22 protein-coding genes and 1 pseudogene are annotated in these 20,185 nt (G+C 58.2%); 4 read left to right on the top strand and 19 right to left on the bottom strand.

Features of this window, described 5'->3' with window-relative positions:
- Positions 1 to 250: 250 nt before the first annotated feature.
- Positions 251 to 715 (top strand): anaerobic ribonucleoside-triphosphate reductase-activating protein, encoded by a 465-nt coding sequence (gene nrdG / locus LGL98_RS22430; RefSeq protein WP_136030899.1) that lies wholly within the window; start codon positions 251 to 253, stop codon positions 713 to 715.
- A 3-nt stretch (positions 716 to 718) separates the two neighbouring features.
- On the opposite strand, the gene LGL98_RS22435 is transcribed toward nrdG, so the two are convergent.
- The 14 genes from LGL98_RS22435 to pmbA form a co-directional block, all read right to left on the bottom strand.
- Entirely contained in the window at positions 719 to 1,003 is a 285-nt protein-coding gene (locus LGL98_RS22435) for a type II toxin-antitoxin system RelE family toxin (RefSeq protein ID WP_136030901.1), read from the bottom strand.
- Positions 993 to 1,235 (bottom strand): type II toxin-antitoxin system RelB/DinJ family antitoxin, encoded by a 243-nt coding sequence (locus LGL98_RS22440; protein WP_136030903.1) that lies wholly within the window; start codon positions 1,233 to 1,235, stop codon positions 993 to 995. Before LGL98_RS22440 ends, LGL98_RS22435 begins: the two co-directional genes overlap by 11 nt.
- 77 nt (positions 1,236 to 1,312) lie before the next feature.
- Complete coding sequence (locus LGL98_RS22445; protein ID WP_136030904.1) at positions 1,313 to 3,223, bottom strand: BglG family transcription antiterminator; 1,911 nt, start codon at positions 3,221 to 3,223, stop codon at positions 1,313 to 1,315.
- A 22-nt stretch (positions 3,224 to 3,245) separates the two neighbouring features.
- On the bottom strand, positions 3,246 to 4,400 hold the full coding sequence (locus LGL98_RS22450) for a lactonase family protein (protein WP_136030906.1): 1,155 nt from the start codon (positions 4,398 to 4,400) through the stop codon (positions 3,246 to 3,248).
- Between the two features lie 299 nt (positions 4,401 to 4,699).
- The gene (dagF, locus tag LGL98_RS22455) at positions 4,700 to 5,440 is read right to left on the bottom strand and encodes a 2-dehydro-3-deoxy-phosphogluconate aldolase (RefSeq protein WP_136030908.1); all 741 of its coding nucleotides are present in this window, start codon (positions 5,438 to 5,440) and stop codon (positions 4,700 to 4,702) included.
- A complete protein-coding gene (locus LGL98_RS22460) occupies positions 5,437 to 6,555 on the bottom strand; it encodes a DgaE family pyridoxal phosphate-dependent ammonia lyase (protein WP_136030910.1) in 1,119 nt (372 codons plus the stop codon). Before LGL98_RS22460 ends, dagF begins: the two co-directional genes overlap by 4 nt.
- Positions 6,539 to 7,672: an amidohydrolase/deacetylase family metallohydrolase gene (locus LGL98_RS22465; protein WP_136030912.1), complete on the bottom strand. Its 1,134-nt coding sequence runs from the start codon at positions 7,670 to 7,672 to the stop codon at positions 6,539 to 6,541. Before LGL98_RS22465 ends, LGL98_RS22460 begins: the two co-directional genes overlap by 17 nt.
- A gap of 105 nt (positions 7,673 to 7,777) precedes the next feature.
- Positions 7,778 to 8,422, bottom strand: coding sequence for a DUF4310 family protein (locus tag LGL98_RS22470; protein ID WP_004152267.1), 645 nt, complete (start codon positions 8,420 to 8,422; stop codon positions 7,778 to 7,780).
- Positions 8,423 to 8,435: 13 nt separating this feature from the next.
- On the bottom strand, positions 8,436 to 9,212 hold the full coding sequence (locus LGL98_RS22475; RefSeq protein WP_136030914.1) for a DUF4311 domain-containing protein: 777 nt from the start codon (positions 9,210 to 9,212) through the stop codon (positions 8,436 to 8,438).
- Positions 9,213 to 9,233: 21 nt separating this feature from the next.
- Positions 9,234 to 9,533: a DUF4312 family protein gene (locus tag LGL98_RS22480; RefSeq protein ID WP_004206503.1), complete on the bottom strand. Its 300-nt coding sequence runs from the start codon at positions 9,531 to 9,533 to the stop codon at positions 9,234 to 9,236.
- A 2-nt stretch (positions 9,534 to 9,535) separates the two neighbouring features.
- Positions 9,536 to 9,898, bottom strand: coding sequence for an SFCGS family glycine-rich protein (locus LGL98_RS22485; protein WP_015368576.1), 363 nt, complete (start codon positions 9,896 to 9,898; stop codon positions 9,536 to 9,538).
- 10 nt (positions 9,899 to 9,908) lie between these two features.
- Positions 9,909 to 10,247 (bottom strand): PRD domain-containing protein, encoded by a 339-nt coding sequence (locus LGL98_RS22490; protein WP_015368577.1) that lies wholly within the window; start codon positions 10,245 to 10,247, stop codon positions 9,909 to 9,911.
- A gap of 289 nt (positions 10,248 to 10,536) precedes the next feature.
- Positions 10,537 to 10,923, bottom strand: coding sequence for a cytochrome b562 (gene cybC / locus LGL98_RS22495; RefSeq protein ID WP_136030916.1), 387 nt, complete (start codon positions 10,921 to 10,923; stop codon positions 10,537 to 10,539).
- A gap of 36 nt (positions 10,924 to 10,959) precedes the next feature.
- Positions 10,960 to 12,312 (bottom strand): metalloprotease PmbA, encoded by a 1,353-nt coding sequence (pmbA, locus tag LGL98_RS22500; RefSeq protein ID WP_136030918.1) that lies wholly within the window; start codon positions 12,310 to 12,312, stop codon positions 10,960 to 10,962.
- Positions 12,313 to 12,407: 95 nt separating this feature from the next.
- Between pmbA and yjgA the strand changes: the two genes are divergently transcribed.
- Entirely contained in the window at positions 12,408 to 12,959 is a 552-nt protein-coding gene (gene yjgA, locus LGL98_RS22505; protein WP_136030920.1) for a ribosome biogenesis factor YjgA, read from the top strand.
- A gap of 467 nt (positions 12,960 to 13,426) precedes the next feature.
- Here yjgA and LGL98_RS22510 read toward each other — a convergent pair.
- Positions 13,427 to 13,542, bottom strand: a pseudogene (locus LGL98_RS22510) (hypothetical protein).
- A gap of 184 nt (positions 13,543 to 13,726) precedes the next feature.
- On the opposite strand from LGL98_RS22510, the gene LGL98_RS22515 reads away from it, so the two are divergent.
- Positions 13,727 to 14,935 (top strand): aldose 1-epimerase family protein, encoded by a 1,209-nt coding sequence (locus tag LGL98_RS22515; RefSeq protein ID WP_023323523.1) that lies wholly within the window; start codon positions 13,727 to 13,729, stop codon positions 14,933 to 14,935.
- 47 nt (positions 14,936 to 14,982) lie between these two features.
- Here LGL98_RS22515 and LGL98_RS22520 read toward each other — a convergent pair whose 3' ends face one another.
- Complete coding sequence (locus LGL98_RS22520) at positions 14,983 to 15,510, bottom strand: GNAT family N-acetyltransferase (RefSeq protein WP_136030922.1); 528 nt, start codon at positions 15,508 to 15,510, stop codon at positions 14,983 to 14,985.
- A gap of 68 nt (positions 15,511 to 15,578) precedes the next feature.
- Positions 15,579 to 16,952: a UDP-N-acetylmuramate:L-alanyl-gamma-D-glutamyl-meso-diaminopimelate ligase gene (gene mpl / locus LGL98_RS22525; RefSeq protein ID WP_136030924.1), complete on the bottom strand. Its 1,374-nt coding sequence runs from the start codon at positions 16,950 to 16,952 to the stop codon at positions 15,579 to 15,581.
- Positions 16,953 to 17,127: 175 nt separating this feature from the next.
- Here mpl and fbp point away from each other — a divergent pair, with 175 nt between their 5' ends.
- Entirely contained in the window at positions 17,128 to 18,126 is a 999-nt protein-coding gene (fbp, locus tag LGL98_RS22530; protein WP_002886827.1) for a class 1 fructose-bisphosphatase, read from the top strand.
- Between the two features lie 42 nt (positions 18,127 to 18,168).
- Here fbp and yjfF read toward each other — a convergent pair whose 3' ends face one another.
- Both yjfF and ytfT read right to left on the bottom strand, forming a co-directional pair.
- The gene (gene yjfF / locus LGL98_RS22535; RefSeq protein ID WP_136030926.1) at positions 18,169 to 19,167 is read right to left on the bottom strand and encodes a galactofuranose ABC transporter, permease protein YjfF; all 999 of its coding nucleotides are present in this window, start codon (positions 19,165 to 19,167) and stop codon (positions 18,169 to 18,171) included.
- The gene (ytfT, locus tag LGL98_RS22540) at positions 19,154 to 20,179 is read right to left on the bottom strand and encodes a galactofuranose ABC transporter, ATP-binding protein YtfT (protein ID WP_136030928.1); all 1,026 of its coding nucleotides are present in this window, start codon (positions 20,177 to 20,179) and stop codon (positions 19,154 to 19,156) included. The genes yjfF and ytfT overlap by 14 nt, the downstream gene beginning before the upstream one ends.
- Between the last annotated feature and the right edge of the window lie 6 nt (positions 20,180 to 20,185).

A 20,185-nucleotide genomic window follows, 5' to 3' on the forward strand; every position in this document is an offset into this window, starting at 1 on the left:
CAGCTCCTGGTAGCCCGGCCGAGCGCAGCGACGCCGGGAAATGGCCGCACGCCTCCGTTTTCGCAAAGCCATTAACGTCAGAGCAAGGCGGCAAACGAAGGGATCCCAGACTGCCTGGTGGGTTTCCTCAAATCAGTTGGCGTTGTAGCAAGGCGGCAAACGAGTAAGTCCCGGGGAGCTTACTGGAGTAAGTGACCCGGGCGAGCGAGCGCAGCCAACAACGCTGCAGCGGCAAATGAGAAGAGGAAACATGAATTACCATCAATACTACCCCGTCGACATCGTCAACGGCCCCGGCACCCGCTGCACCCTGTTTGTTGCCGGCTGCGTCCACGAGTGCCCCGGCTGCTACAACAAAAGCACCTGGCGAGTAAACTCCGGCATGCCGTTTACCACTGAGATGGCCGATCGCATCATCGCCGACCTCAACGATACCCGCATTAAACGCCAGGGAATTTCGCTCTCCGGCGGCGATCCGCTGCATCCGCAAAATATCGCGGAGATCCTCAATCTGGTTCAGCGCGTGCGCGCCGAATGCCCTGGCAAAGATATCTGGGTGTGGACCGGCTATAAGATTGACGAACTGAACACCGAGCAGATGGAAGTCGTGAACCTGATTAACGTGCTGGTCGACGGTAAGTTTGTGCAGGATTTAAAAGACCCGGCGCTTATCTGGCGCGGCAGCAGCAACCAGGTCGTGCATCATTTGCGATAGCGTTTAGAGCCGTTTATTCGCCTGATGATAAACGGCCGCTTTCTCTCTTTTGCCAATGGCAATAACGTAAACCACCACCACACTATCTCGTACTTGATACACCAACCGATAACCTGGCGCCTTAAGCTTGATTTTGTAGCAATCCGGTAAATCGCTCAGCCTGGCCGACTCTATTCGCGGATTCTGCACAATCTGCTGGAGCTTATTTTTGAACTGTTTTTTGACCGTCTCGCCAAGCTTCTGCCATTCGCGCCAGGCTCGTGGATCAAACTCCAGTTCATAGGTCATCCAGAGTCACCTTAACCCCCGGCCGTGGGTTTTCCAGCCGTTCGCGAACGGTGCGTAACAACGCCGCTTCGCCATCGCTGATGGTCATACTTTTCACCGGCATGCGGCCATTTTCTGCAATGTATTGAAACAGCAGGCGTACCGCCTCCGTTGGTGTCATATCGAGTTTCTCCAGCACGGCATAAGCCTCTTTTTTGAGTTTATCGTCCAGTCGAACATTGAGCGTGGCCATTATGCCTCCAGAAAGGGGAATTTTGTAATGCAGTATAGCATTACATTTGAATTACATTCGAATCTGGAAAACGCCTCTCAAAACCGGCTGACGCACTCCATCGCCACCGTTTTAAACTCATCGAAGCTGCGGGTCGCGGCAAGGCGGCTCATGGCGCGCTCGCGCAGGAAAGTCACGAAAATATCGTAGATCGCCATCGCCTCTTCATACTCGCGCTTGCTGATAGCGAGCAGGAAGATGATATGGGCGGTTTCGTCGCCCCAGGTGATGCCCTGCGGGGCGATAACCGTATAGACCACCGTCTTTTTCGCCAGCAGCCCCAGGGAGTGCGGCAGCGCAATACCGTCGCCTAGCATGGTGCTGACAATCGCCTCACGCTCGACCACCGAAGCATGAAACTCCGCATCGACAAAGCCTTCCTCCAACAGCTGCTGGCACAGCTCAGAGAACAGCGTTTGCTGATCCATCGGCTTATCGATCACCCGGAAGTGGGCGGCATCGAAGTATTTATTCAACATCCACGGACGGGTGCGATCCACCAGCACCAGCTTGCCAATCTGATCTAACTGGTAATCGGTGGGGAACGGCGCGATGGTCACCACCGGTTTATCTTTTTCGCCGATCCGCACCGTTGAGATAACAAAATCCTCATCGATCGCCTCCCGCTGCTCATATTCACGCTGGGAAATGGTAGCGGCGATCGCCAGCTGCGGATATTTACGCTGCAGGATCGCCTCAATCATCCGCACCATCGCATTACTGGTATCGCACACCAGCAGTACGTGCGGCTGGCGCTGATAGCCGATGTTGTAGTGGCGTTCCAGCCCGACGCCGATATGCAGCACCAGAAAGCCGATTTCGTTTTCGCTGATGGTATAAGGCGTGTATTTGCCCCAGCTCGATACCGCGGCGAGGGTCATATCCCAGGCCATCGGGTAGTGCTGTTTGATGTTATCCAGCAGCGGATTGGGGATCATGATCTGGTAGCGCACTCGGGTGATCATGGTTTTAATGTGGGTCAGCAGATCGGCATGCAGCTGGGCGTCGTCCAGCAGGTTGTAGTTATACTGGCTGTTGATGTAGCGCAGGATGTAGTTGACCAGCGCTTCGTCATCATCAGCGCTGATGGTTTCCGGATCGACGTCCTGCACCTGACGGGCGGCGATATGTACGCACAGCCACTCTTCTTCGGCGGGCGAGAAGGGTTTACCGGCCAGCTTCTGCAGTTCACCCGCCAGTTCGCGCGCGGCGTCGCGGACGTTCTGCGCCACGTCTTCGGCGTTAAAATCGGCCAGCGGATAGCCTTCGCTAACGCGGCGCACCACCACTGCGCCATAGAGGCAGATAAAGCGCTCGCCGACGTCGGTGAGGCGAATATGATGCCGGGTGAGCGTCTCCTGCAGCACCGGCTCCAGTTGCGCAGGCACTTCCGCCTCCAGCGCCTCGGCGCTAATCAACGGATTAATGCCGCCCTGCTGGGTCAGCTCCCACAGCAGGTCGGTGAGGCAGGCGCGAATTGACACCTCGCTGCCGAACAGCTTCATACCATGGCGCGGGCGGGTTTCAAGAGTCAGCTGATAGCGCTGGAAGCGCTCGCGCACCTCAACCATGTCATTTTGCAACGTGGCGCGGCTGACGAACCACTCATCCGCCAGGTCTTCCAGCTTGATAGAGAACGCCGACGTCAGGAAACGCACCAGCAGAAACGTGATGCGATCCTGGGCGGTACGCGGCACGTGCTGCGCCTTCGGCGCGGTCTCCTCCAGCGCCTGGAAGCTCGCCGGGTTATTAATTTTCAGCTGATAGCCACTGCCGCGGTTGAGCGTAAACTGCGCGCCATACTGCGCCAATAGCGCGTTCAGGGCGGTAATATCGGCGCGCACGGTACGGGTAGAAACCGACAGGCGTTGCGCCAGCTCATCCTGCGGCAGCGTTTCATTCCGCAGCAGGGTGAAGAGTTGCGCTAAGCGTTGGTTGGGAAATCGCATGTCAGTTCCTTGTGGTTACGGCTCAGGGTTGGGCGGATATCACCATCTGCGATGGGCTACCGACCGGCGTATAGTCGGAGGCAAAGGTTAATTTTCCATCCTTCGGCGCCACGCTGAAGCGGGTAATATTATCGCTACGCTGGTTCATGACGTACAGCCACTGCCCCTGATTATCCAGCGTCAGGGTGCGAGGGTAATCGCCACGCGTCCAGATATCTTCCTGATGGCTCAGACTGCCATCAGCCTGCACCGTAAAGTGGGCGATGCTGTTATGCAGACGGTTGGCGACGTACAGCTGTTTGCCGTCGTTACTCAGCACCAGGCCGGCGGCAAAGCTGGTGCCTTTATACTCTTTCGGCAGCGCGGAGACAGTTTTGCCTTCGCGCAGCAGGCCGCTTTGCTTATCCAGATGATAGAAGGTCAGTGTCGACGCTTCCTCGTTAATCAGCCACAGGCCATCGCCCTTCGGCGTAAAGACGAAGTGGCGCGGGCCGGCGCCCGGCGAGGAAGCGGCGATGAACGGCGGATCGTTCGGCGTCAGCTTGCCGCTGGCGCTATCCAGCCGGTACTGATAGATCCGATCCAGACCCAGATCGGTGGAGTAAACAAACTTCCCACTGGGATCGGCGGCGATCATATGGGCGTGCGGGCCATTGTGATCGCTGATGGCGAAACTGCCCTCGACGGCCGCCGCCGGGCGTTCGGCGCCAGCCGGGCCTTCATCCTGATGCCTGTCCACTGCCTCAGCCAGGCTACCATCTTCTTGCACCGGTAGCACGGCGATACTGCCGCTGACATAGTTAGCCACCAGCAGATGTTTACCATCCGGCGTCAGGGAGAGATACACTGGCCCGGCGCCGCCGGAGGCGACCTGGCTGAGCGCGGTCAGCTCGCCGTTTTTCTCAATGCGCCACGCCTGCACCACGCCTTTTATGACTTCACTGGCGGCATACAGCGTTTTGCCATCGCGCGAGACGGTCAGCTGCGCGACGTTCGGCAACGAGCTCACCAGCGCCTTATCGCGCAGGGCGCCGGTGTTGGCATCGACGGTAAAGCGGTACAGACCTTCGCCATTGGGGTTATAGGTGCCTACCCAGGCGTAGTGGGTTTGCGCGGCGCCCGCGGCGACGGCAAACAGGGACAGTGAAGCGACAAGCAGATGACGAGCGACAGGCATAGCAACTCCTTGATGGTTCAGTGGGGGATGTTTCCCCTCACCCCGGCCCTCTCCCAAAGGGAGAGGGAGAAAAACGGTAGCCCCCTTCCCTGCAGAGGTAAGGGGGCAGCCCTTCCCGGCAGAGGTGGGGGAGAAAGCCGGTAGCCCCTTTCCTGCAGAGGTAAGGGAGAAAACCGGTGGCCCCCTTTCCTGCTGAGGTAAGGGAGAAAACCGGTGGCCCCCTTTCCTGCTGAGGTGAGGAAGCGCGCCGGACGGTTTCCTCTCCCTCAGGGAGAGGGTTAGGGTGAGGGGCAATGGCACTACTTCACTAACTGTTTGGTCATCTCCAGCAGCTGGCGAACATCGGCCGGGCGGGTGTTACCGCTGGCTTTATCGATAATCGAGCTGTAAATATGCGGGATGATTTTGCTCACCCCGGCATCGAGGGCGATTTTCAGGATCTCGCTGTAGTTTTCCAGATCGATACCGCCGGTCGGCTCGAGCCAGAAATCGTGCGCGGCGCAGGCTTTGGCCACCGCTTCAAACTCGGCGCGGTGCTCCAGGCCGCCCATCGGGAAGTACTTGATGGAGCTGCCGCCCATGTCTTTTAACAGCGCGATGGCGGTTTCCAGCGGCACAATGCCATCCGCCGCGCCGCTGCTCAGCGGCCCGGTGGAGATCTTCACCATTCCCGGCGTACCGGTCGGCGAGACCAGGCCGTTGACCACGGTCTCGTTCTGCCCGAGCAGCGCGCGGCTGGTGGCCACGCCGGTGAAAACCTGGTTGACGTGCTGCGGCTGCACCTGGCGAGAAATTTCGCTCACCATCGCCGACTGGTTTGGATCGCCTGCGCCCAGCCCGACGGAGAGCGCGTTATCGATCAGCTTCGCGTAGTCACGCATATCGGCCACCGCGCTGGCGACGTCAGGATAGTTTTTGGAGAGCACGCCAACCAGGACGTGACCTTCCGCCGCGTCGTAAATTTCACGGGCGTTGTCTTTGCTGCCCGCCAGGACGTTCAGGCACACGCGGTCACGGTAAAAGTTTGGGGTCAGTTTCATGCTTGTTTCTCCTTATTCAGAACTTCTGCGATGCGGCGAGCGACCACCGCCAGCTGCTCCGCGTTTACGCTGCGGACATCGGCTTCGATAATGCCTTCATTCGCTTTATAGCCGCGGAAGTAGATGGCGTATTCGCCCTGCTTCAGCGCGTTAACCAGATCGCCGGTCTTCACGCCGGTCACCGCTTCGTCGAATTTAATTTCGGCGCGGGCGATATCGCGGCCCGCGCTATCCCACACCACTCGCGCGGTCACGCCGTTAAGCGTGTTGAGCTGTTCGATAAACGGCGTCATCTTCGCCACCATCTGCTCGCCGCTCTCTTTGCTCGCCGTCAGGTAGTGTTCAATGGCGCAGGTTAGGCCGAGGATCCCCTCTTTACCCACTTTCATCGCCCGGCCAATCCCCATCGACTGGCGCTTAACCCACTCGACGTACTGGGTTTTGCCGATGACCAGCCCGCTGGTCGGCCCTTCAATCGCTTTCGCGCCGCTGTAGATAACCAGGTCGGCGCCCATGCGGTAGTAGCACTGCAAATCTTCTTCCGCCGCCGCATCGACGATCAGCGGCAAGTTATGCTGGCGCGCCACTTCCGCGGCCTGCGCCACGTTAAGCATGCTTTTCTGCACGCAGTGGTGGGATTTGATATACAGAATCGCCGCGGTACGCGGAGTGATCGCCGCCGCCAGCTGTTGGGCAGAGCATTCGTTGGCGTAGCCCGCTTCCACCAGCTTACCGCCGCCCAGCGCCACCATGGTGCCAACCGGCGCGCCGAAGTTGACGTTGTGGCCCTTCGGCAACACGATTTCGTTATTTTCAATCGGCGTAACGTGCAGGTTCTCCAGCAGCCAGTCGCTGTCTTTCACCAGCACCGCCGCTACCGACTGGGCAATACCCGCCGACGCGCAGGAGACGACGGTCGCCCCTTCCACATCCAGCAGCCTGGCGATGTACTCGCCGGTTTTATTCACCAGGTCTTTCATTTCAAAGTACTGGTTCATGCCGGCGATCGCGGCTTCCACCACTTCCGGGCGCGGCGTGGAAACGCCCAGCGCCGTCATGCGGCCAGAAGTATTAATGACTTGTTTTAAATGATATTTCTCAAAAATCGAAGGCATGTTCCGCGCTCCCTTGTTCGGTCAGATAGCCCTTGCCCGCGCGGATCGCGGCCAGGGGCACCAGAATGTTGTCAGCCTGCAGGCTCTCTTTTTCGGCATCCACCAGCAGCGTGGGCCGATGCTCCAGGCGGAATAGCGTTAAATCGGCGTCGAAGCCCACTTCCAGGCGCCCTTTACGCGTCAGACGCAGCCCTTCGGCGGCGCTGCCGGTCACGCAGTCAATCACCTGCGGCAGGGTCATGCCGATGGCGAGGAACTTCGACATCACTAGCGCCAGCGAACGCACCGGGCCGTCGATCCGGTTACGGCAATAAATATCGGAGCTGATGGTGTGCGGCAGAATGCCCATCGCAATCGCCCGCCGCGCCACCTCAAAGCTGAAACTGGCGGTACCGTGGCCGACATCAAGGCGCACGCCGCGCTGCAGAGCGCGAGTAATCGAGCTGCGCAGTTCGCCGGCAGGATTCAGAATGCGGTTCGGCTTGCCGTTATAGCAGTGGGTAATGATGTCGCCGCTGCTCAGCAGATCGGCGATTTCATCGAGGTTCGGCGGGTTATTGCCGATGTGCACCATCAACGGCAGATCGCCATTTTCCTGCTGAATGGCCTTGGCGCGCGCCAGCGGCGTAATGCCGTTTTCGCCCACTACGCTGCTGCTCATCCGCGCCTTCAGGCCGACGATAAAGTCGGGATGACGCTGCACCGCCTGCTTCACCGCGGCGGCGTCGATATTGGCCATATTCGCCAGCTCATTCTGCGCAATCAGCCCAACGCGGGAGATGTTGAGCAGGGCGTAAACTTCCGTCGCCGCTTTGCGGGTCAGTTGATAGAAGTCATCGACGTCGTCGGCGCCGGTACTGCCGGCATCGATCACGGTGGTGACGCCGGTAGCGATACCCACACTATCCGGCTCATCGTGATATATCGGCGAATTTGGGTAGCAGTGAACGTGAGAGTCAATCCAGCCAGCGCTGACGTAAACCTTGCCGTTCAGTTCGATGGTTTTGCGGGAGGGCGCGCTAATCTCGCCCAGCGCCGCGATTTTCCCGTCCTGGATGGCGATATCAGTCAGGGTATCGTCGACGAGGCGCGCACGGCGCAGGAGTAAATCAAACATAGCTATCTCCTGATGAAAAGAGTGTACAGATGGCGGCGTATCGCCTTATCCGGCCTACCAATCACGCTGACGTGTAGGCCCAATAAGCGCAGCGTCCTCGGGCGGTTAGCTAATCGCCACCGGGAAGATGGAACCGAGGATCATCGCCCCGAGGATGGCGCCGCCGGTGATCGGTTTCTGCCAGATGTAGAACAGCAGTGCGCCAACCAGCGAGCCAATCCCGATAGGAATCGAGGCGGTCATCGCGCTAAGGATGATCAAGGGACCGAGGAAGCGGCCGGAGGCGTTACCGGCCCCCATCATCACGTCGGCGCCGTAGGTGGAATCGCTCTGGTTGATGGTGAACTTACGCGCCAGAATGATGATGTAGCCCACTGCCAGACCAAGGACCAGGCCGGTGACCAGCGACGCAGCGAAGTTCGCCACCGGGAAGACAAAGCCCGCGCCGAGCAGCAGCGCCGGCACGCCAAGGCCAATACCGGTCTGGATAGCGCCGCCGATATCCAGAATCCCCACCAGCGACCCTTCGATGATGCGGGCGAACAGGAAGCTGGCGCCAAACGCCGCCACCGCGCCGTAAACGCCGGTATCAATCCCCGACTTCAGCATCGCCACGAAGGCCACTTCGTTAAAGGCGCCAATGCCGTACAGATAGTACATGTGCGTCCCGGCAAAGACGCCGGAGGAGAGCAGGCCAACAAAGATCGGGAACGACCAGTCGGCATACCAAAAACCTTTATTCTGTTCCATTATCAGGCTCCCGTTACTTGCCGCTGAGTGAGTTGTGGATCATGTCCAGCCAGTTCGGCACGGTCAGATGGAAGGATTCGATCATCTTCATGTCGAAGCCGCGGAAGAAGCCGCTGAGGACAAACAGCGCGACGATGGCCACCATCATCACTTTAGTCACCCGGTTCCAGCCGCTCTCTTCGACGCCTTTACCGATCAGGATCCCCAGCACCAGACCCGGTACGGCGTTACCCATAATCAGCTGCGCGGCGCCGCCGAAAATCGTCGCCCAGAAGCCTGATTTCTTACCGGCATCGATAGCCGCCAGCCAGAAGATCACCGGCATCACGGTGTTCACCAGCAGGTTTGCCGCCGGCACCAGGACCTTAACCGCGGTCACCTGCAGCGCTTCCGGTACGGACGAGGCGGTGAGGTTGAGGAAGGCGACGACAATCATGCCGATGATGCCGCAGGCAATGGCCATTTTTTTCGGATCGTGCAGGGTTTCGCCGACGTTACGATTTTTCAGCATCAGCGCCGCCGCGCCCCAGTTAGGGATAATGCGGTGGTCGACGTCCTGGGTGAAGGAACCTGCTGCAACGGAAGAGGCCCAGGCGTTAAAGAAGAAGCCAAGGCCAAAGGAGAAATGAGAAGCCGGATCGCCTTCGCAGGAATTCAGCTCACCCAGGGTACGAAACGCCCCCATCCCCTGCGTGGTGGGCGCGTGAAACATGCGTGCCGCTCCGGCGCCCACGCCGACGCCGACCAGGCCGCCGATGATGAGCGATTTTATTAAAATTATCAGGAACATAGTCTGACCCTTTGGTAACAATCAGGTTTGCGTGACGAAATCCACTTTATCGAGATCGATGGCGGTCACGTTGACGGTGACGTCCAGCTCCACGCTGTAGGTCCGTCGTTCACGGCGCAAAAAGAAGAACAGAAACGCCTCTTTTCGTACCGCTTCGCGCGCATGAACAACCGTCACGTCCTGTGGCTCAATACGCAGTAGGATATGCGATGACGTTTTCATCACCGCAGCCTGCACATGGTTCAGGGCATCGGCGAAGGCCCGTGATTTGCTTTCGCCTTTGCCGGCAACCCTCACCGTGGTGGTGAATTGCTCTTTCATACTTATGCGCCGTATTTCTTTTTCCAGGCTTCTACCAGCCGCTCGCCCAGCTCTTCTTTATCCATAAAGCCGAAGCCCAGCACGTTGCAGCCTTCGTTGATGGCGGTGACGCCTTCTTCAATAGAACGCATGCCGTATTTTGCTTTGTAGCCGTATTTAGTCTGCGCGGTGATAGCGCCGGCGCCGCCGCTGCCGCAGAAGGAGATGCCGAAAGAGGCGTTTTCTGCTTTCATCATGTCGCCAAGTTTCATATCGGCCGCAACGCCAGGGACGACCACTGCACGTGCGCCGGCTTTTTCTGCGCCTGCCGCGACTTTTTGGCCTTTACCCAGACGGTCGCCAATAACTACGGTGATTTGTTCCATGTTTTGCTCCTTACAGGTTTTCTTTTGCGACTTCGAAGTGGACGGACAACAACCAGGCCTCTTCATCAGGCAGGTTGCCGAACTGTGCGACCACTTCGCGGGCCAGCATCATTGAATCTTCAGAAATTTCTTCGAACAGACTGGCATCCACTTCCGGTAGCGGTTCGCCGCTGATTGACCGGTGAGCCATGGCCCGCACGTGGGAAGTCAGCATTTGCTCCTGAACGTCGTTAGGGACGATGTCGTGACGGCTTAACAGGGCGAATACCTGCTGTAACATCTTGTCAGCCAGGCGTTCGGTCTGCGCCGCCTGCTCCCCTACGTCGTTTATTACCGCTCCGTTATTCACTTGTGTTACCCCGCTGATGTCTCTGGAATCCAAAGTAGCGCCGGGGGTCAGGAGTTTGTAGCGAGTTGTTTTCCACTTCGAAGTGGAAAGAGAAGCGGCGGGCGTGATCGAGTCCACATATTCACAGGGGAAATATAAAAATGACGACTATGACGTGAGATGTATCACAACAATGCGTGTGAATAAGCAGGCCGCCGCAGCGCAAAGACCAGAAAAAGAGAGCGGGAAATTGTGATGTCGGTAGGCTTTCAGGCGGGAGGCATCGGCTGATGCCTCCCGAAAACAGCGATTAGCGATACTTCTTGTGGTAGGTGTTGCGGGTAGTTTTAAACGCTTCTGCGGCGGCCTGCGCCTCTTTCACCTTGCCTTCATTCGCCAGCTTCAGCGCACCGTCGATCTGGCCAATCAGAATATCCAGACCGTGACGATAATCTTTCATTTCGGCACTGTCTGCCGCTTTGCCTTCCAGCTTCGGCGGGGTCTCTTTCTGGGCATCGACTGCCGCGGTACGCATCTTATTCAACGCCGCTTTCAGCTCGCCGGCGTCGGAGGTCTTCTGTACCACTTGCAGGTTTTCTGCCAGAGTGTCCATGTCTTCGCCCAGGTCGGCGAAGGCCGACGCTGAACCGAGCGCAAAAGCAGAGACAGCCAGCATCGCTAACAATTTTTTACGCATTGCTCACTTCCTTTTTATTATTTAAGCAAACAGGTGTTATTGCCCGGCGATTTTCATCTCCGGCAGCAGCACAGAACCACACTGAATGTTGCTGCGCGTTTCAATATCATCGCCAATGGTCACGATATTACGCCACATTTCTTTCAGATTTCCTGCAATGGTGATCTCACTGACAGGGTATTGAATTTCGCCGTTTTCTACCCAGAAGCCGGATGCGCCGCGTGAGTAGTCGCCGGTGACGCCACTGACACCCTGCCCCATCAGTTCGGTAACCACAAGACCGGTGCCCATCTCTTTAAGCATCTTTGCAAAACTCAGGCCGCGGCCGTTGATGCGCCAGTTATGGATGCCCCCGGCGTGACCGGTGCTTTTCATCCCCAGCTTACGGGCGGAGTAGTTGGTCAGCAGCCACTGGGTCAGCACCCCGTCTTTGACGATATCGCGACGTTCGGTGCGCACGCCTTCGCTGTCGAACGGCGTAGACGCCAGGCCCTTCAGCAGATGCGGATGCTCTTCGATGGTCAGCCACTCCGGTAAAATTTGTTTGCCCAGCGAATCGAGCAGGAAGGTCGATTTGCGGTATACCGAACCACCGGCAATCGCTCCCACCAGGTGGCCAAACAGCCCGGTCGCCACTTCGTTGGCGAAAATGACCGGTGCCTTCATGGTCGACAGCTTACGCGGCGCCAGACGCGACAGGGTACGGCGAGCGCACTCTTCCCCGACCCATTCCGGGGACTGCAGATCCTCGATCGCCCGGCCAATGGTGTAGGCGTAGTCGCGCTCCATATCGCCGTCATCTTCCGCAATGACGCAGCTGGAGAGGGAATGGCGAGTCGAGCAGTAGCTCTGCAACATGCCATGGCTGTTACCGAACACTTTAATGCCATAGTGGCTGTTAAAGCTGCCGCCTTCGGTGTTGGTGATGCGTTTATCGGCCTTCAGGGCCGCTTGCTCCGCGCGGGCGGCCAGTTCGATGGCGTCGTCCGGGGAGACCTCCGCCGGGTGGAACAGGTCCAGATCCGGGGCGTCAAAGGCCAGCAGATCTTTATCGGCTACGCCGGCAAACGGGTCCGGGGAGGTATAGCGCGCGATATCCAGCGCCGCCTGTACGGTGCGGGCGATGGCGTCCGGGCTGAGATCGGTGGAGGAAGCGCTGCCCTTACGGTTTTGATGGTAAACCGTGATGCCTAATGCCCCATCGCTGTTGAATTCTACATTCTCCACTTCGCCATAGCGGGTGCTGACGCCGATGCCCGTCGTTTTGCTGACGGAGACTTCCGCACCATCGGATTTACCTGCCGCCAGTTCCAGTGCCGTGGTAACGGCTTCTTCCAGCGTCTTACGCTGCTGTGCAACTTGAGAGATGACTTTCATTGCTAATGCCATAATGTAAGAAGGAGTTAACTGAAGTCTAACAGAGAACCGTTTTTCAGTGCGCGCCTTAACTGGTAACATTAGCCTCTTTTTTTAAGGAGCCTGAGATGACAAAGCAGCCCGATGACTGGCTCGACGACGTGCCCGGTGATGACGTTGAAGATGAAGATGATGAAATCATCTGGGTCAGTAAGAGTGAAATTAAGCGCGACGCGGAAGAACTGAAGCGTCTTGGCGCGGAACTCGTTGACCTGGGGAAAAACGCGCTAGATAAAATTCCGCTGGATACCGACCTGCGCGACGCCATTGAACTCGCCCAGCGAATCAAAAAAGAGGGTCGCCGCCGTCAGCTGCAGCTTATCGGTAAGATGCTGCGTAACCGCGATGTCGATCCGATTCGTCAGGCGCTGGACAAGCTGAAAAACCGTCACAACCAGCAGGTTGCGCTGTTCCACAAGCTGGAGCAGCTCCGCGATCGCCTGATTGACGACGGGGATGACGCTGTCGCTGAAGTGCTGAACCTGTGGCCAGATGCTGACCGTCAGCAGCTGCGTTCGCTGATCCGCAATGCGAAGAAAGAGAAAGAAGGCAACAAGCCGCCGAAATCGGCGCGCCTGATCTTCCAGTATCTGCGCGAACTGGCGGAAAACGAGGGCTAAGCCCCGCCGTTTTTGCCCGCAATAGTCTCCCGGATGGCGGCGCGCTGCGCCTTATCCGGGCTACGGTTCCGTATATATCAAACGGTTACTCTGTTTCGTAGGCCCGCGCAAGCGCAGCGCCGCCAGGCAACCCGCACCAGACGCCCTTCCTGTCGTTGTGCCGGATGGCGGCTAACGCCTTATCCGGCCTACAGAGCTACGGTTCCCTATATATCAAACGGTTATTCTTTTCGTAGGCCCGCGCAAGCGCAGCGCCGCCGGGCAAGCTGTGCCAGACGCCCTTCCCGTCGTTGTGCCGGATGACGGCTAACGCCTTATCCGGCCTACAGAGCCCTATATATCAACCGATTACTCTGTTTCGTAGGCCCGCGCAAGCGCAGCGCCGCCGGGCAAGCTGTACCAGACTCCCTTCCCGTCGTTGTGCCGGATGACGGCTACGCCTTATCCGGCCTACCTTCACCCCAGCTCTAAGGCTTGCGCCAGCAGGGGGATTCCCGTCGCATCGCCTGAGTCCCCTCATCCACTCGACGATACGTTTGTTTATTGCCTTACCACCAAGCTGAATCGTTAAAGCTAAAAACAATGTAGATCACATATTGTGGTGATAACTGAGCATGATTTAGCACAGTAATACGACATTAATCGCATTTAACATCATCAAATAGGCCACTTTCTCACCAGGTGAGGCGCTTCACATTTTCACCACCCTCATCCCGGTAGATTTCACACGTCAACGACACAATCGATTCAGCAAAAAGGGAATAAAAATGAAAAAGACATTGGTTCTGACGACGATCGCCCTGCTGGTTTCCGGCTCGGCCGCGGCAAAAACATGGGTGCTGACGAACGCTGAAGAGGGGATGGATAAAGGAAACTGGCAGATCAGCAGCGATCAGCTGAAGGTGAAAGACCATGCATTCAGCATTGAGCAAAAAGTCCTGCACGGCGGTAAGCAGGAAGGCAGCAAAATCCTCACCATTCACAGTAAAGACGGCCTGACCATCACTCTCAGCCCAACCCGCGGCATGAACTTACTGCGTATTGAGGGTTTTGGCAGCCGGATGGGCTGGGATTCACCGGTTAAAGAGGTCGTCAACCCGGCGTTTATCAACCTGGAAAGCCGCAACGGGCTGGGCTGGCTGGAAGGGTTCAACGAGATGATGGTCCGCTGCGGCTATGAATGGACCGGCCATCCGGTGACCGCGGACGGGCAAATTTATACCCTACACGGCAAGGCGGGCAACACCCCGGCCTCGCGGGTAGAAGTCGAGGTAGCCGACAGCGCGCCGTATGAAATCCGCATCCGCGGGCTGGTGAAAGAGAGCACCTTCAAAAAAGCCGATCTGCAGACCCTGACCGAACTGCGCTACGTCCCGGGCAGCAACAGCTTCAGCCTGCACGACGTCTTAACCAACCATGCCGACTATCCGCATGATTATCAGATCATCTACCACAGCAACTTCGGCACCCCGATTCTGGAAGAAGGCGCGCGTTTCCTCGCCCCGATGTCCAGCATCAGCCCGTTCAATGATTACGCGAAGAGCGGGTTAAAAACCTGGCAGACCTATCAGGGGCCGACCAAAGATTTTGACGAGATGGTATTTAATATTCAGCCGCTGGCCGATGAAAATCACCAGACCCTGGCCGCGGTGGTCAACAAAGCGGGCGATAAAGGGGCCTCCATTCAGTTCGACACCCGTCAGCTGCCGGTCCTGACGCTATGGAAAAACACCGACACCATCAAACAGGGCTACGTCACCGGTATCGAACCGGGCACCAGCTACGCCTATCCGGTCACCATTGAACGCGAACAAAAACGCGTGAAGCAGCTGCAGCCGGGCGCCAGCGCGCAGTTTGATCTGACCTACACCCTGCTGCACGACAGCGCTCAGGTGGCCGCCGTTGAGCAGAAAATCGCGCAGATTCAGGGCGACAATAAAGTCGCGGAGAACGAGACGCCGATCGCCAAAGAGTAAGATAGTAACCAGTGAATTCCCGGAGCTGGGCGACGCCCCGTTCCGGGCTACTCCCGCCCCATCACCTCGCGCCCGAGATCCCGGGCAAACTGCTGGTACTGTCGCTCATCGATCGGCTGCGGGTAGCTCAGCACCAGCAACTCATGATCCGCGATGCCCTGATGATAGCTCGGGTGATGATGCGCCCACGCATTGGCATGAAATCCCATCGACTGATAAAAGCGCAGCCGTTTATGAGCGATTGCCGTGGTTAGCGGATCGATTTCCAGAATGGTCAGCGGCGCGCGCGTCAGGATCTGCGCCAGCAGCTGTTTACCATAGCCGCGGGAGCGCAGCGTATCGTCGATCGCCAGATGTTCGATATAACCGTAGCCGGCAAACTGCCAGCAGCCGCTGAGGCCGATAAATACGCCGTCATCGAACCACGCTTCCAGCGCGTAGTGCGGGTGGCTCAGCCCCTGACGTTTGGCCTCGCTTTCGCGCTGCTCGTGCCACGGAAAGGCGCGCGCGTAAAGCGCGTCCAGCATGGCGAAATGGGGCGAGTTGGTAGAACGTAATCTTTCGCAGGTCAGCATCACACAATCCCTGGTGGCGAAAACAAAACTGCCCTCACGCGGAGGGCAGTGACCGGAGGCGTACGCGCTTATTCAGCTGCGGCCGCTTTTTGCGCCAGCTTATCCAGCAGCTTCTGATGAATGCCGCCGAAGCCGCCGTTGCTCATCACCAGGATATGGTCGCCCGGGTGGGCGGTTTTGACCACCATCTCCGCCAGGGTATCGACGTCGGCGCTCCAGTGGGCCGGCTGGACGCAGGCTTCCGCCACTTCCGCCACCTGCCACGGAATATGCTGCGGCTGCAGGAGGAACACTTCATCGGCGCGGCCGAGAGACGGCGCCAGATCGTCTTTGCAGACGCCCATTTTCATGGTGTTAGAGCGCGGCTCCAGCACGGCGAGAATGCGCGCGGTACCGCCTACTTTACCGCGCAGCGCCTGCAGCGTGGCGAGGATTGCCGTCGGGTGATGGGCGAAATCGTCATACACGGTGACGCCGTTGGCTTCGCCGCGCAGCTCCAGGCGACGGCGGGCGTTGATAAAGCTGCCCAGCGCGTTCGCAGCATCCGCCGGCAGCACGCCGACGTGACGCGCCGCGGCAATCGCCATCAGACCGTTATGCATATTATGCTCGCCGACCAGCGCCCACTTCACTTCGCCGACCTTTTCGCCGTCGAGCAGCACTTCCCATTGCGAGGCGTCGGCGTTCAGTTTCTTCGCCTGCCAGTGGCCCTGTTCGCCCACCAGCTCCTGCTCGCTCCAGCAGCCCATCGCCATCACCTGCTTCAGGTTGATGTCGTTCTCCGGCAGGATAATTTTGCCTTTGCCCGGCACGATGCGCACCAGATGGTGGAACTGTTTCTGAATCGCCTTCAGGTCATCAAAGATGTCCGCGTGGTCGAACTCAAGGTTGTTGAGGATCAGCGTCCGCGGACAGTAGTGAACAAACTTGGAGCGCTTGTCGAAGAAGGCGCAGTCGTATTCATCTGCTTCAATGACGAAGAACGGGCTGTCGCCCAGGCGCGCGGAGACGTCGAAATTGCCCGGAACGCCGCCAATCACGAACCCCGGTTTATAGCCGCAGGCTTCAAGGATCCAGGTCGCCATCCCGGCGGTGGTGGTTTTGCCGTGGGTCCCGGCGACGGCCAGCACCCAGCGATCGCGCAGCACGAAGTCGTGCAGCCACTGCGGGCCGGACATATACGCAATATTGTTTTCCAGCACCGCTTCAACGCACGGGTTGCCGCGGGTCATGGCGTTACCGATGATCACCAGATCCGGCCGGGGCTCCAGCTGGCTGGGGTCATAACCCTGAATTAAATCAATCCCCTGGTTTTCCAGCAGGGTGCTCATCGGCGGATAGACGTTAGCATCCGACCCCGTTACCTCATGACCGAGGGAGCGCGCCAGCATGGCCAGGCCCCCCATAAACGTGCCACAGATTCCTAAAATATGAATGCGCATTCGTCATTTCCTTCTTTTATCCGGGGCACATTTTACCCATATCCCGGGCCCTGGCGAAATGCATTTCAGGCGAATCTGTATTTTGCTGGCGCGATTCACCAGTGCGCACTTTTTTGATTCTTTGTTAAGATTGTTGCGTTCGTTTTACTCAACATAAAAATGCAGGGAACGAGTTATGAAAACGTTAGGTGAGTTTATTGTTGAAAAGCAGCACGAGTTCTCCCACGCCACCGGTGAGCTGACTGCTTTGTTGTCAGCAATAAAATTGGGCGCCAAGATCATCCACCGCGATATCAACAAGGCCGGTCTGGTCGATATCCTGGGTGCCAGCGGTGCTGAAAACGTTCAGGGCGAGGTTCAGCAAAAACTCGATCTGTTCGCTAATGAGAAATTAAAAGCCGCACTGCGAGCACGCGATATTGTTGCCGGGATCGCCTCCGAAGAAGAAGATGAAATTGTTGTCTTCGAAGGGTGTGAACACGCCAAATACGTGGTGCTGATGGACCCTCTGGATGGCTCCTCTAACATCGACGTTAACGTCTCTGTCGGCACGATCTTCTCCATCTACCGCCGCGTCACGCCTGTCGGCACGCCGGTGACTGAAGAAGATTTTCTGCAGCCGGGCAACAAGCAGGTGGCCGCGGGCTATGTGGTCTATGGATCGTCGACGATGCTGGTGTATACCACCGGCTGCGGCGTCCACGCCTTCACCTACGACCCGTCCCTCGGCGTCTTCTGTTTGTGCCAGGAGCGCATGCGCTTCCCGGAGAAGGGCAATACCTACTCCATCAACGAAGGCAACTACATCAAATTCCCGCAGGGCGTGAAGAAGTACATTAAGTACTGTCAGGAAGAGGACAAAGCGACTCAGCGTCCTTATACCTCACGCTATATCGGCTCGCTGGTGGCAGACTTCCACCGCAACCTGCTGAAGGGCGGCATCTATCTCTATCCGAGCACTGCCAGCCACCCGGAAGGCAAGCTGCGCCTGCTGTATGAATGCAACCCGATGGCCTTCCTCGCCGAACAGGCGGGCGGTAAGGCCAGCGACGGTAAAGAGCGTATTCTGGATATTATCCCGGAAAGCTTGCACCAGCGTCGCTCGTTCTTCGTCGGCAACAACCACATGGTGGAAGACGTCGAGAACTTTATTAAAGCGTTCCCGGACGCCTAAGCGCCCTGCCCGCTCCTCCCGCGCCTGCGGGAGGAGCATTTCTCAATGATTCCCCGCTCCGCTCACCCGCGTCACCGCCGCATTCTGCCGATTTTCCCACAGCACCGTCAGCCCACGCTGCAGCGCGATAAAGATAAACAGCAAAATGCCGATGGCGATTTTCGTCCACCATGAGCTGAGGGTACCATCGAAGTTGATGTAAGTCTGAATCAGCCCCTGGATCGCCACCCCGAACAGCGTTCCCAGCACGGTACCGACGCCACCGCTGAGCAGCGTACCGCCGATCACCACCGAGGCAATCGCGTCCAGCTCGACGCCGACGCCCGCCAGCGCATAGCCCGCCTGGGTATAAATAGAAAAGACGATCCCGGCCAGCGTCGCCAGCCCGGTGGAAAGCATATAGATACGGATCGTGGCGCTACGGGTGGAAATCCCCATTAAATTCGCCGACGTCGCGTTGCCGCCGATGGCATATACCTGGTTGCCAAAGCGGGTGCGATGGGCGACAAAAATACCGGCCACTACCACCAGTAGCATCAACAGTCCCATGGCGCTGAGACGACCGCCGCCGGGAATGGTCCATGCCAGCCCGGACAAGGTGTCGTAGACCGGATGGTTAATCGGAATCGACTCCTCCGACACCAGATAGCTGACCCCGCGCAGGAAGAACATGCCGGCGAGGGTGATGATAAAGGCCGGGATCTTTAGCGCGTCAATCAGCAACCCCATAAATGCACCGAAGGCGCAGCCCATCACCAGCACCAGCGGAAACGCCACCAGCGGTGATATTCCCCAAAAGCCAATCGCTTTGGCGAGGAAGACGCCGGTAAAGGCGATCACCGACCCCACCGACAGATCGATCCCGCCGGAGAGGATCACGAAGGTCATGCCCACGGCGATGATCCCGAGGAAGGCGTTATCCGTCAGGATATTGCAGATCACCCGCGTTGAGGCAAAGCCGGGGAACTGGGTCAGGCAGTAGAGGTAGCCCAGCACAAACACCGCCAGGGTGATCATCAACGGTAAATTACGTTTTATCATGGCCGCGTACCCCTTTCAGTAAACCGATAAAGCGCGGCGACTGGACAATCAGTACGCACAGCACCACCACCGCTTTCACCACCTGGTTGAGCTCCGGCGGAAAGCCGGAGAGCAAAATCCCGGTGTTCATCCCCTGGATAATCAGCGCCCCCACCACCGACAGCAGCAGGTTGAAGCGCCCGCCCATCAGCGAAGCGCCGCCGATGACCACCGCCAGAATGGCGTCCAGCTCGAGCCACAGTCCGGCGTTATTAGCATCCGCGCCGCGTATATCCGCCGCCACGATGATCCCGGCGATCGCCGCGCAGACGCCGCTCAGGACATAGGCCAGCATCACCACGATGCGGGTATTGACGCCAGCGTTTTTCGCCGCGCGGATGTTAATCCCCACCGCTTCGATAAACATCCCCAGCGCCGTTTTACGGGTAAACAGCCAGAACAGCAGCAGGGTGGCGGCGGCAATGATCACCGGCATCGGGAACAGCAGAAACGATCCGCTGCCGAGCCACGCCAGCGCCGGAGAATCAAACGTGACGATCTGCCCGGCGGTGATCAACTGCGCGACGCCGCGCCCGGCCACCATCAGGATCAGCGTCGCCACAAAAGGCTGGATCTTAAGGACCGCGACGAGAATTCCGTTCCACAGCCCGGCCAGCGCCCCGGCCCCCAGCGCGGCCAGCACCACCACCGCCAGGCTATGCCCGGCGACGGTCATCGAGGCGGCCGTCGCGCCGGCAATCGCCATCACCGCCCCCACCGACAGATCGATACCGCCGGTGGCGATCACCAGCGTCATGCCAATCGCCAGCAGCGCCACCGGCGCGGCGCGGTTAAGAATATCGATCGGGCTGCCAAACAGGCGGCCATCCTGGAGCACCACCTGATAAAAATGGGGCGCGACCAGGCTGTCGACCAGCAGCACCAGCAGCAGGGCAATGAGCTGTGGGGTGCCTTTCGGCCAGGTGAAGCGTCGCTTCTCAGGGCCGGTTTGCGAAAGAGATCGAGGCATCATGGGGTA

This window comes from Klebsiella africana (assembly GCF_020526085.1).
In the GTDB taxonomy this organism is placed as follows: Bacteria; Pseudomonadota; Gammaproteobacteria; order Enterobacterales; family Enterobacteriaceae; genus Klebsiella; species Klebsiella africana.